This window comes from Rania fehmarnensis (assembly GCF_056494185.1).
Map to the genome: position 1 here is coordinate 8023135 of NZ_CM151398.1, position 13591 is coordinate 8036725.

7 protein-coding genes are annotated in these 13591 nt (G+C 54.2%); 4 read left to right on the forward strand and 3 right to left on the reverse strand.

What is annotated here, in order from left to right; translation table 11 throughout:
- Positions 1-64 precede the first annotated feature (64 nt).
- Positions 65-1018 carry a hypothetical protein gene (locus SH573x_RS27265; RefSeq protein ID WP_479351217.1) on the forward strand — a complete coding sequence of 318 codons (954 nt, stop codon included), beginning with the start codon at positions 65-67 and terminating at the stop codon, positions 1016-1018.
- A 240-nt stretch (positions 1019-1258) separates the two neighbouring features.
- Positions 1259-2473, forward strand: coding sequence for a VWA domain-containing protein (locus SH573x_RS27270; RefSeq protein WP_479351218.1), 1215 nt, complete (start codon positions 1259-1261; stop codon positions 2471-2473).
- A 1137-nt stretch (positions 2474-3610) separates the two neighbouring features.
- Here SH573x_RS27270 and solA read toward each other — a convergent pair.
- Positions 3611-4741: an N-methyl-L-tryptophan oxidase gene (gene solA, locus SH573x_RS27275; protein WP_479351219.1), complete on the reverse strand. Its 1131-nt coding sequence runs from the start codon at positions 4739-4741 to the stop codon at positions 3611-3613.
- Between the two features lie 147 nt (positions 4742-4888).
- On the opposite strand from solA, the gene SH573x_RS27280 reads away from it, so the two are divergent.
- Entirely contained in the window at positions 4889-6976 is a 2088-nt protein-coding gene (locus SH573x_RS27280) for a tetratricopeptide repeat protein (RefSeq protein ID WP_479351220.1), read from the forward strand.
- An 8-nt stretch (positions 6977-6984) separates the two neighbouring features.
- A complete protein-coding gene (locus SH573x_RS27285) occupies positions 6985-10281 on the forward strand; it encodes a fused MFS/spermidine synthase (RefSeq protein WP_479351221.1) in 3297 nt (1098 codons plus the stop codon).
- A gap of 127 nt (positions 10282-10408) precedes the next feature.
- Here the strand turns inward: SH573x_RS27285 and SH573x_RS27290 are convergent, their stop codons facing one another.
- Both SH573x_RS27290 and SH573x_RS27295 read right to left on the reverse strand, forming a co-directional pair.
- Entirely contained in the window at positions 10409-12109 is a 1701-nt protein-coding gene (locus SH573x_RS27290) for a CRTAC1 family protein (protein ID WP_479351222.1), read from the reverse strand.
- Positions 12110-12159: 50 nt separating this feature from the next.
- On the reverse strand, positions 12160-13356 hold the full coding sequence (locus SH573x_RS27295) for a tetratricopeptide repeat protein (protein WP_479351223.1): 1197 nt from the start codon (positions 13354-13356) through the stop codon (positions 12160-12162).
- Positions 13357-13591 lie beyond the last annotated feature (235 nt).

Sequence of the window (13591 nt, forward strand, 5' to 3'; positions counted from 1 at the left end):
GCCAGCGCAGGCGGGCGCCAGTTGCAGAACCAGTTTTCCAATCAAAATTTTGGGAGCCTCTATTGTGAAACGTCAATTGAAAAGTCTGTGTCGACCTCGGGTAGAGTCTTTGGAGCAACGCCGGTTGATGGCTGGCGATGTATCGGTCGCCCTCGAAGGCAGCTTGTTGCGAATCGAAGGCGACAACTTGGACAACCAAATAATCGTTGCACAGGCAGCATCTGGCGATGTAGTAGTCAGCGGTCAGAATGGAACCCTCATCAATGGCCGAACGACCCTTCGATTTGTACGTCCAAATTTGAATGCCATGGAAGTTCGCATGGAAGGCGGCAACGATACCGTCACTATGCGTTCAGTCCAATTGACCAATGACCTCATGGTCGATCTGGGAGCTGGCAATGATCGCCTGGTCAACCCTGCTGCCGCACCGATGACCATTGGTGCCAACGCAAGCATCTATGGCGAAGCTGGCGCGGATGTTGTGCAATTGAACGGTACAGTCGTACGAGAAGATCTCTATATCGACGGTGGTATTGGGGCCCTCAACGCACAACTTAGTAACCTGCTGGTGGACAAGTTCGCGACCGTCGTGAGCGATGAAGCCGACGATGTGGTTTCAATTTCCAATTCCAGTTTCGGATTGGGTGCGTCCATCGAAACCAAGGGTGGGTCTGATCGCGTAACTTTAACTGACTTGAGCGCGTTCACACTTAACGTAAACACCGATGCCAACAGTGCCATTGGAGCCGATGTCGTCGCCCTCAACCGCGTAGCCACGGTCGAAGATCTGGGGATCTTCACTGGCGCTGGTAACGATGTCGTCCGGATGACCGATGTGGACAGTGGCAAGTCGATTGCGGTCAGCTTGGATAGCGGCAATGACCAACTGGTCGCTACGCGCGTCGCTGCAACAGTTGACGCTGTTTTCGAAGGCGGTGCGGGCATCGATTCACTAACCAACTTGGGCATCTTCGGCGGCGTGAAACGTGAGATTAAAGAGTTTGAAGTGCTCCGCTGATTCGTTCTACAGCTAGTGGAACTACACGACACTTCCATACTTTGGGTGTGGAAGTGTCAGGTATTTGTACGCGCAATCGCTACAAACGTAATCAACTGCCGCTGATATCGCAGTGCATGTTGAAAATCTCCACATTGGCTTCATTTCCTGACCTGCAAGGAAAAAGCGAGATAGGGTTTCAATGGACATCCGCGTTGGGGAACGATGGATGACCAGTGAATGCAAAAAGTGGGGCATAATATGAACGCAACCGGGCAGAGGGTGCGGGCTGGGGCCAGCCGCGCAGGTGCAGCGAGTATTCTCATCGCGACGATGATGTTTGTCTTCGTAGTCACGGCCGCTATGACCGTTGACTTCGCCTACATGCAGTTGGTACGGACCGAATTGCGGTCAGCCACCGATGCAGCGGCTAAAGCCGGGGCTGAAGCACTCTCTCGGACGCAAGATACAACTGTGGCCAGGAGCGAAGCTGTACGTTATGCAGCCGCCAACAACGTGGGTGGTCAGCCCTTCCGCTTGGGCACCAACGACATCACGATCGGACGCGTCTCGGCGTCGAACTCTGGCAAGTGGACTTTCCAGGCTAATGGTTCGCCACCCAACGCAGTTCGTATCAACGCCAAAACTGGCGAAGGTTACGCCAATGCTGCGCTACCCCTGTACTTCAGTCGTGTCCTCGGCAACAACGGATTCACTCCCAGTTTCCAATCGACCGCCGGTCAGCAAGAAGTAGAAGTCTGCTTGTGCTTGGACCGGTCAGGATCGATGAACTTTGATATGACGGGTGTCGATTACTCATTCCCATCGGGCAATCCGCACCTTTCAAACTTTACTGCTTGGGGAACTACCTGGCAGAACATGCTATCTCGACCACATCCAGTCCACAGTCGTTGGGCTGCACTGACCCGAGCCATCAATGTGTTCCTAGATACTGCCGGTCAAACCAATCCGCCGCCTCGTGCCGCGCTAGTCACTTGGGGTTCGGATTACGAGATGCCGATCAGCCCGTATACCGACTATCCAGCCTCTTCTACCGACTTAGCCTTACCAGCTGTCTCGGGGGCTAATTGGTCCACCAATGCATCCACCGTTCGCTCGCTTGTTAACGCTCGAACCAATCAGCCGATCATGGGTGGTACCAATCTATCAGCCGGTTTGGACCGCGCAGTGGCTGTACTCAACGGATCCAACAGCAATCGATTTTCCAGCAAAGTGGTCGTACTGCTGACCGATGGTCAATGGAATGCTGGCCGCGACCCGACCAATGCAGCCTATGATGCTCGCGCCGCCGGCATTATCGTGCACTGCGTGTCGATGTTGACTGCCTATCAAGCTGACCTGCAAGAAATCGCCACCATCACCGGTGGACGCTACTACGGCACGAGTAACGAAGACGAACTGCGGGCCGCCTTCGAAGAGATCGCTCGTTCGCTACCAGTCGTATTAACAGATTAGCACCTCGCCTGGCCGTTTGATTCGTTTAACCCGTAGCCGAAGGCGAGGCAAACGAAGGAATGGTTTCTCACCACCAACTCATTGAGTTAAGCAAGCGGATGATCAGGTAAACACAAGCTTGGTTAGAAGGTGCGCCTCGCCTGGCGGCTACGGGTTAAACGAGGATGCTCAGGTAAACACAAGCTTGATTAGAGGGTGCACCTCGCCTAGCCGTTTGACTCGTTTAACCCGTAGCCGAAGGCGAGGCAAACGAAGGAGTGGTTTCTCACCACCAACTCATTGAGTTAAGCAAGCGGATGATCAGGTAAACGCAAGCTTGGTTAGAAGGTGCACCTCGCCTGGCCGTTTGACTCGTTTAACCCGTAGCCGAAGGCGAGGCAAACGAAGGAGTGGTTTCTCACCACCAACTCATTGAGTTAAGCAAGCGGATGATCAGGTAAATGCAAGCTTGGTTAGAGGGTGCACCTCGCCTAGCGGCTACGGGTTAAACGAGGATGCTCAGGTAAACACAAGCTTGATTAGAGGGTGCACCTCGCCTGGCCGTTTGACTCGTTTAACCCGTAGCCGAAGGCGAGGCAAACGAAGGAGTGGTTTCTCACCACCAACTCATTGAGTTAAGCAAGCGGATGCTCAGGTAAACGCAAGCTCGGTTAGAGGGTGCACCTCGCCTGGCCGTTTGACTCGTTTAACCCGTAGCCGAAGGCGAGGCAAACGAAGGAGTGGTTTCTCACCACCAACTCATTGAGTTAAGCAAGCGGATGATCAGGTAAATGCAAGCTTGGTTAGAGGGTGCACCTCGCCTGGCCGTTTGACTCGTTTAACCCGTAGCCGAAGGCGAGGCAAACGAAGGAGTGGTTTCTCACCACCAACTCATTGAGTTAAGCAAGCGGATGATCAGGTAAATGCAAGCTTAGTTAGAGGGTGCGCCTCGCCTAGCGGCTACGGGTTAAACGAGGATGCTCAGGTAAACACAAGCTTGATCAGAGGGTGCACCTCGCCTGGCCGTTTGACTCGTTTAACCCGTAGCCGAAGGCGAGGCAAACGAAGGAGTGGTTTCTCACCACCAACTCATTGAGTTAAGCAAGCGGATGATCAGGTAAACGCAAGCTTGGTTAGAGGGTGCACCTCGCCTGGCGGCTACGGGTTAAACGATTTCAGCCGTAGAAATTCTATACGGCCATCACGCTGGTCTTGCAGCGCTGCGTTGGCCAATAGCTTGCCAATGACCGACGCGAATTTAAAGCCGTGGCCGGAGAAGCCGCCGGCAATCCACACGCGGTCATCCTCTGGATGCGTGTCGATCAAGAAGTGATGATCTCTGGTCATTGTGTACATACACACATCATGCCGCTGATGAACGTGTCCGCCATGGAAGTACTGGCGCAGAAAAGACTCGATGCGTTCACGATCAAGGGAATCCATCCGGCGATCGAGTTGAGATGGATCGTTGATCGGCTGCCCGCCAGAGTGCTCCGCTACTTTCAATCCCCAATAATCGTCGATCGCGGGAAAGCCATAATAGCAGCCGATCTGGTTTTCGAAGAAGAACAACGGACAACCATCCGTCTCCAGGACCCGTTGGTCGCTGGCCTGGTACCAATGCAGATGTTTTCGGAGTATTTGCAATGGGGCTCGTTGATCTTGTAGCCACTGTGACAGCCATGCGCCAACGGTGATAACCAAGCGACGTGCACGGATGCTGCCGCGGGAAGTCGTAAGTTCAAATCCGCCTTCGACCGGTCTATAGGCTTCAACTTTGGTTTGATCCCAGAGTTCAGCCCCAGCCATGCGAGCGGCTTGCAAGTGAGCGGCTACGCACTTCTCGACCAGCAAGTATCCCGCGCGATATTCAAATGCGGCCAGGTGCTCTTCCGGGATACGGAACATTGGAAAGCGATCCATGGCCTGACGGGCCGTCAGGCGATCGATCGGCAAATCGTGCTCTTGGGCGCTTTGAAGCACACCGGGCACAACTACACCATCGGCGGGCCCGGCTTGCAGTAGCCCGGTCTCGACATACAACCGTTGACCGACGAGCAGTTCGAGTTCGGCCCACAGTTCGTAAGCCTCGAGCAACAACGGCACGTAATGCGGGTGCTCGAAGTATGCCTGCCGAATAATGCGCGTGTGGCCGTGTGAACTTCCATGGTGGTGCACGGCTGGAAACTGTTCAATGCCCACGACACGCGCGCCGCTACGGGCTGCATGAAATAACACGGCGGAGCCAATGCCGCCACATCCGAGGACTGCCAAGTCGTAGGTCGTCATGAGCTGGATAACGAAATCGCAAGTGTAGGAAAAAACTGTAAACGCGAGGGACGATGAAAAAGAGACCTGACCCCTTTTTTGCGTTATGATGGGATGTAACCTCCCGTTATTGCAATCCCACTGTGACCACAATCGACTGTGCCGCCCGTGAATTCTCGCAAACGCAAACTCAGCACGACCAAAAAGGTCGTCTTCTCCGCTGTCATCACGCTGCTCTTTTTTGGCTTGCTGGAATTGGTATTGGGCTTGATTGGCATCGCCCCAGCCACGGCCACTGAAGATCCGTACGTGGGTTTTGCAAGTCACTCGCCACTGTTTGCAGAGTCGGTCGACGCGCAAGGTCAGCCCGAGTATATGACCGCGCGAAACAAGCTGCGCTGGTTCAATCGCCAGACTTTCCCGGTCAAGAAAGCCGCCAACACGTACCGCATTTTTACACTCGGCGGATCGACCACCTACGGCCACCCCTACGATGACCAGACTTCATTCAGTGGTTGGCTGCGCGAGTTGTTGCCTGAAGCGGACAAGAGTCATCAATTCGAGGTCATCAACTGCGGCGGCATCAGTTACGCCAGCTACCGAGCAGCCAACTTGATGGAGGAGCTACTGAACTACGAGCCGGATTTATTCGTCATCTATTCGGGACACAATGAGTTCTTGGAAGCTCGCACGTATGGGCAACTGAAACAAACGCCCGGTTTGATCTTGCAACTGGGCAGCCTGGCCAGCCGCACGCGCACCTTCACGGCGCTCAAGAGCCTGGCCACAAAAGCCACTCAGGCCGATTCGAAAACTGGTACGATCAATCGTTCACCCAATCAGTTATCCGCGGAAGTCAACACACTGCTCGATAGCGCCATCGGTCCCGAAGTTTATCATCGGGATGACGACCAACGCGCGCATATCGTAGATCATTTCGCCTACAACTTGCGACGCATGATCAAGATGGCCAGCGAGCACGGGGCCAAGACAATTCTCATAACTCCAGCCTCCAACATAGGCCAGTGCTCGCCTTTTAAAAGCGAAAATCATCCGCGGTTGTTGGGAGCCAAACTGCTCGAGTGGAAGACAGCTTACGAAAAATCGCAAGAGTTTTACCGCGAAGGTAAATACGCCGATGCCGTCTATCCTATCAACCTATGTGTGGAACTGAATGATCGCCACGCTGATACGCTTTATCTGCGCGCGAGAATCTTTGAGGCGCTCGGACAGTGGGAACGTGCCAAAGCCGACTACCTGCAAGCTCGCGACGAAGACGTATGCACTCTCCGCGCACCCACCGAGGTGATCGAAGCTGTGCGGCAGGTGGCCAGCGAGCAGCAAGTACCGCTCATCGATTTTGTCAAATGGACCGAAGACCAGTCTGCGCATGGCATTGCGGGCGATGCATTATTCCTGGATCACGTCCACGCTACGATCGACGCCTATAAACAAATCGCCGTCGATATTGTGAACGTTATGGCAAGTGAGCAACTGATCAGCGCAGGCGCTGCCAACGCTAGTGGGCTCTTGGTTAACGACCAAATGCTGTCCGCAGCCAGCCAGCGTGTCTTGCAGGGCATTGATTCAGAAGCCCACGGAGCCGCGCTGCGTAACATATCCAAGGTCTACAGCTGGGCTGGTAAGAAAGAGGACGCCGACCGCGTTGCCTTGCGAGCCCTCGAACTTATCCCCAACGACCCAGAGACCGTATACCAGGCGGGTAATGCCTATGTTCGCTTGGGCAACGTGGATGAAGGCATCAAGCTCTATAACCGCGTGATGGAATTAAAACCTGACTACGCCGCGCAAGCTCACGCGTCGTTAGGCTTTGCCCATGCCGTCAAGGGCGAAGAAGACAAGTGCGTCCAGCACTATCGACAGGCTTTGAAACTGAATCCAAACTTCGCTGATATTCATTACAACCTCGCCACGATTTTAGAGAAACATAATGAACTGCCTGATGCCGAAACGCACTATCGGGCTGCGATAACCGGCAATGCGTTTCACTATCCATCCCACTACCGCCTAGGGTTGGTGTTAGCGCAACAGAAGAAATGGGACGAGGCTCGCATAGAGTTCTTGGAAGCCGCCAAACTCAACCCCAGCGCGGCCGAACCACACCTCGGGCTGGCTGAAGTCTTCACCGCCATCGGCGATAAAGAGAGTGCCCGCCAACACTACCGCTGGGTCTTGGATCGTTACCCTACGAACGTTCAAGCCGATAGCGAATTGAAGAAATTGTTTACACCCTAAGGATATACATGTCACGCATCTTGTTTCTGCTCACCGGCCTCTCGGCGCTGGTTTGCGAAGTGTGCTGGATTCGCACCGCTTCGCTGACGCTGGGCAGTTCGACATGGGCGATGAGTGTGGTACTGGCGGTCTTTTTTGTCGGCTTGGCCCTGGGGAGTTTGCTGGTTGGCCGCAAGACCCTGGCTATCTCCAATCCGCTGCGAGGTTACGCCTGGCTGGAACTGGGCGTTGGCATATTAGCCATACTGAGCCCGTGGATGTTTCAGTGGATCGATTCGCTGTATGGGCAAATCTATGAGCAAGTCTTCCAGTCACCTTGGCTGCTCGCGCTGACGCGTCTAACCCTGATTAGCGTGATACTGTTACCCGCCACCACGCTGATGGGCGGTAGCTTGCCACTGTTCTGTCAGATGCTGGAACGCCAAAAGTCAGCGAGAGTCACCCGTACCGTCGGCCAATTGTATGCGATCAATACGCTGGGAGCGGCTCTCGGAGCCATGCTGACCGGCTTTGTGTTGATACCCACGATTGGAGTCAAGCTTTCTTTGATATCCGCAGGCATCGTCAACATCCTGGTGAGTATCGTAGCCTTTAGACTTTCAGTCAGTTATTCGATCGCCACTGATACACAGACTCCCAAGCCCAACCTAGCCAAACTGCCAGCGGAAAATATCGGCGCAGCCAATTCACCGCAACTGGCACTGACGCCTCGTCAGCGTACTATCCTAGCGATGATCTTCTTCGGGATCGGTTTGGTCGCAGTGGCCGCTGAAGTTCTCTGGGCCAGGTATCTGTCGCTGTGGATGCCCAATACTGTTTACACCTACAGCTTGACGCTAGGCATGGTGTTGCTAGGTATTGTTCTGGGCAGCACATTATCTGCGCTCTTGGGCGATTACTTGAAGCGCCGCGCGGCGGTATTGGGATTCGCTCAAGTGCTCAGCGCTTTGGCGATCACGTTAACGATGCATTGGCGACCGGAATGGTGGGGTAGTTGGCTGAGCGCTATCGAAGTCAGCCGACAACTGGTCATCATATCCATAGTGATGCTGGTGCCGGCCATGCTATCGGGTGCATCCTTTCCATTGGCCATCAGTCTGATGGTCAATGAAGCCGGGCAAACCGGCTGGGAGACCGGGCGCATGACGGCGATTAATCTACTGGGCGGCATAGTTGGTTCGCTGATGACTGGTTTTTTGCTATTGCCTGTGTGGGGTCTATCGGCCACGGTGTGGATTGTCACCGGCCTAGGTATCGCGCTGGGCCTGGCTGCCTGGTGGCTGGTCGAATCACGTATGCACGTCGGTTGGAAAGTGATTTGGTCAGTATTCGCCATTGCCGGTTGGTTAGGCATTCCAACCTATTGCCAGACGCGCTTGCCACAAGATTTTCTAGCGCTGGATGGTCGCTTGATTGACTTTCGCGAAGGTGTAAACGCCAATGTGAGCGTGGTCCAGCAAGGGAATGTGATGCGGCTGGAAATCAATCGCATGTGGCAAGGCCAGAACATTCGCAATCATCAGATCTTTGCGGCTCACGTGCCGGCCATCTTGCATCCCGATCCTCAAGATGTTTTGGTAATCGGGCTAGGAACGGGACAAACCGCTAGTAGCTTCTTGACGCATGACATCAACCAACTCGACTGCCTGGAAATCGAAGATGGACTGGTGCAGCTAGTGCGTGAGCATTTTCAAGGCGAATGGTTGGACGATCAGCGCGTCCAATTGATTGTCGAAGATGGTCGCAACTTCGTGACACATACTCAGCGGGCTTATGACATCATCTCGATTGAAGTCGGGCAGATCTACCGACCGCGCATCGCGTCATTCTATACGGCAGACTTCTATAGACAACTCAAACCTCGCTTGAGAGAGCACGGTCTGGTTTGCCAATTTATGCCGATCGAGTTCTTTGGCCCCGATGAATTTCGTACTTTGGTCGCTACCTTTCGCGAAGTGTTTCCGCAGTGCATGTTGTGGTACAACACTTCGGAACTATTGCTGATCGGAACTGTCGATGAGAGCCTGTCTTTTAATCCTCAACGACTGACGGACCAGTTGCAAGCTAATGAACAACTGCGGCGTGATATGCAGTATGCGTATTGGGGCGGCCCCGACTATTACTTAGCGAAACCCGAATCGTTTCTCGCTGGCTTTCTGTGCGGACCAGCTCAACTGGAGCGATTGAGCGAAGGTGGTCAGATCTATCGTGATGATCGACCATTCCTGGAATATTTGCCGGTGAAAACTCAGTCTGATGCGCCCACGATCATTGCACTGTTGGAGCGACAACTCACTCCCCTAGCGCTCTTGGTCGGCAGTCGCTACTCGGAGTTATTGGCCAAGGCCGGGCAAATTCGTCACGAGAATTTGCGAGAGGTCATAGCGCGCGTGGCTCTGGCTCGAGGTCAAATAAGTCAGGCCAGCGGTGATCTGCAGGCGGCGTTCGAAGCATTTCAAGCGGCTATCACTGCGTTGCCCAGCTACCCACAAGCCAACTTTGCCTTAGCTTCGTTCTTGCAATCCGAAGGGGAACTATCGACTGCAATTGAATTCTATCAGCGCGTGTTGAAGGTCAAACCCAACGATCTGCGTTGCCGCCTGCGCTTGGCCGACGTGCTGGCGATGACAGGGCAATTAGATGCAGCGGAACAACTGTTGCGAGAAACGATTCAGCAGACACCGAATTCTGTCGATGCTCATACGCAGCTGGGTTGGTTGCTCGGTCAAGCAGGCAAGAACAAAGAAGCCCTCATCAGCTTGGAGACCGCTCTCAAGTTAGACGAAACAGCCAGTCGCGCACTGTTGGGCGTTGCCAATGTTTTGCAGGCCACTGGTGATCCCGTCGAAGCTCAACGCGTCTACGCGCAGGTGCTCGAGCAGGATCCCGATTTCATCGAAGCCCGGATTGGTCTCGCATTTAGTCAGCAAGCCTCCAAGCAGTACACGCAAGCGCTCGACAACTATCAAGAGGTTCTCAAGCGTAACGCCAATCATATCGTAGCGCTCAACTCAGCGGCCTGGATCTTGGCGACACATCCTCAAGAGGGCGCGCGCGATCCCAAGTTGGCCATTGAACTGGCCGATCGAGCCTGGCAACTAACCCAAGGGCAATCGCCCGAAGCCGGCGATGCCCTAGCGGCAGCCCACGCCGATCAAAAGCTCTTCGAACGCGCCATCGAAATTATTGACCTGGCCATCTCAAACGCGCGCAAACAAAATCTAACCGAGCTAGCCGAACAGCTAGAGGCTCGACGTGAGATGTATAGCCAGTCGCAACCCTATCGCTTACAGCTGGATCAATAGTGCGCGCTGGTCGTAGAGCGGCTGTCCCCAGCCGCTCTGCACCCGGCATGTCGTCCACCTGTAACTCAAGTCATGCGGTCGGAAGGAACTTTGGTTAACAGGTTCTGAGCAGCTGTAGACAGCTGCTCTACTGTTCAACGATGATGTCCATTTTCACGGCTACGGCATATTCGGTTTCGCGACCGCTGGGCCAGCGCAGCATCAGCTTAGTTGGTGTTTCGCCGTCGGCCCAGCCGAAGTGTATTAAGCGCTGCGAAGTAGACAGATAACTGCCACCGCCTTTAATGGTGCGAACGTACTTGCCTTTGTCAGTCTGCAACGTGGCCATGGCGCCAATGGCATCTCGATTGGAACTCGTACCGATCAGCCGCAACGTCATACTTCGAGCCACTGCATTTTCATTGCGAAGTATGGCCAGGGCTTCATTGCAATGGGAGACGGCTACATCCAGGTCACCATCGTTATCAAAGTCGGCCGTGATCAGGCCACGACCTTCGTGCGGTTGACCAAAGTAGTGTTGGCTGGAAAAACTCTTGCGCACAAACCGCGATTTCTCGTTGCTCAGATATAGCGGCACTTGTTTGCGCGGAGAGCGATTCGGAAATTTGATCACGTGACCGTTGGTCACGACTACGTCTTCATCTCCATCGGAATCGAAATCGGCGCAGGCAGTCCCGAAACCAACAAAGCGCTGCCCAAACGAATTCAAACCTGTCGCTTTGCTGGAATGCGTGAAGTGACTGCCATCCATGTTCCGATACAGCGCGAAGGTTTCATCTTCGTAATTGCACACCCAGATGTCCAGCCGGCCATCGCGGTTGTAGTCCATAACGTCCACGCCCATGCTGCCATTAGGCAAGCCGCGATCGTCAAGCGCTACTCCGCTCAGCTCTCCTTGCTCAGAGAACTTGCCCTGTTGATTGATGTACAAGAAGTTGCTCGTCGTATCATTGGCTACGTAAATGTCAGGCCAGCCATCGCCATCAAAGTCGGCGATCACGACGCCCAGTCCTTTGCCATCGGCAGCTAGTCCCATGGCTGCATCAGCCGGCTGGAAAGAACCATCGCCTTGATTGAGATAGAGAGCGTGTGGCATACCTGAAAATGATTTTGGCGGACAGATATCGCGGCGGCCATCGGCGGAGCGACATTGAGGATGATTCTCAAAAGACCAATCGACATAATTGGCAACATACAGATCCAAATCGGAATCATTATCGATGTCGGCCCAAGCGGCGCTGCTACTCCATAGCTGGTGGTCGATGCCACTGGCCGAAGCGGCTTGGATGAATGTGCCATCACCCATGCCCAGCCACAGCATCAATCCGCGGTAGCCGGTAATGGCCAGGTCACTGTATCCATCTTGGTTGTAGTCGGCCTCGGCCACGCCATGTGTATAAAATGCAGCCGGCTCGATACGGCTGGCGCCGGCTCGTTGGACAAATTTCCACTCGCCCAAGTTCTGAAACAATGCGCTGGGCAAGCCGCTGATCGAATCGTCGGAGCCAAACTGGCCACCGCCCGTGGCACATATATCAACTCGTCCATCATTATCGAAGTCCAGCGCCGCGATACCTCCGCCCAGCGATTCCAGAATCGTACACTTGTCCGCCTCGTCTCCGTTGCGATAGGTCCAGGCCGCATGCGATGAGGCTGGATCAATCAGTGTCCAGGTTGAATCGAGTGTGCCGGAACTAGCTTCAACGGCAGGAACCGGCTGCGCAGCCGGCGGCTTGGGATTATCTGGAACTCGAGTTGGTTCGCTCTTCTTGTTGCACGCAACCAGTGGGCAAGCTAAGAGAATGACCAAGAGCCAAAGAAGACGCATGGGGAAATTTGAAGTATGAAGTTTGAAGTTTGAAAACTTGCAGCTGATGGTTAGCGTCCAGTTAGCGATTTTAGTTCTTGAAGCGCTTCGACATACTCAGGCTTGAGGGCCAAGGCAGCCGAGAACCAAGTGATGGCTAGTTCATTCAACCCTAGTTGCTTGGCAGTTGTACCGAGTTGATATCGCACTTCGGCATTGTTGAGATCTTCTGAGGCCTGCGCATGGAGTTCGGTAAAGTGGGCCCGCAAATCGCGCAGGCGCGTCGCTTCGTTGCCATGCTTTTCGGCTAACTCGGTTTTGTCTAAACGCGAATACAGTTGTGAAAGCTGATAGTGAACTCGATTGTCTTGCGCAAACTTCGTCTCCGCTTGTTCCAACACTTCCACAGCCGCATCCAGTTTATCCAGTTCTGCCAACAATGTACCTTTGAGCAACAAAGCTGGCAGATGCTGCGGATCCATTGCCAAGGCCTGGTCGATGGCGACCAGGGCAGGTTGCAGATCACCGCGCGCATACATGGCTTCGGCGGAGTAGGTTTGCGTGACCGCATCCAGCGGACATTGTTTCAAAATCTCGTCAACTTGATCGTGTTTACCGGCTTTGAGCAGGCATTCGGCCAATTCGCGCAGGACATTTTTGCGGTCTGGAAAATCGCTGGACCGCTGCAAGGCTTCGCGGTACTGTTCAATGGCGGCGTCGTACGACTCCATATCTTTGTAGATCAAACCCGTCAGACGATGCGGTCGCGGATCATCTGGGGCAAGTTCGGAGACTTTGGCCAACTCCTGAATCGTCGGTCCGGTCGCTCCAATATCGTAGTACGACGCAGCCAGCCAGCGATGTGCATCGACCGAAGACTCGTCCAGCTTGATCGCCTCTTTGAGCATATCAATGGCCGCGCCGAATTGCCGGTTCTTGTAAAAGGCTTCGCCAGTCATCGCATGAGCTACGGCTGCGGTCGTCGGCTGTGCCAAGGCGGCTTGCAGTCGAGCGGCGGCCGCATGCACTCGCCCCATTTTCAAATCCACGCCGGCTTCTAGTACATCTTTGTAACTGCGATCCACACCAGGCGCAGCGAGAGCTTCGGCAGAGAGCTGTGCCATAACCACATCGCCTTCGGCCAATTGACGCAGCCCTTGCGTGTAAAGATCGCCCACCGCCGGTGGTTGTACCAACCGCCACAGCCGATAGCCAATCGGCACCAGCAACAAGATTGCCAGGCAGAGAATCAAAACTTTTTTTGCCATAGTTCCGCGGGTCCCTCTTCTCTACCATCATACCCCGAACCGCCAACCGTAGCGGAATGCGTCAAGCATTTCGTCGTCCCCCGTAGCGGAATGCGTCAAGCATTTCGAAACCGAACATCCCGAAAGCCTTGACGGCTTCCGCTACATTGCGGGACCATCCCGAAAGCCTTGACGGCTTCCGCTACACTGCGGACGAGACAAGGTATAATAGTGGCTTGACCGCATTTATGTATGT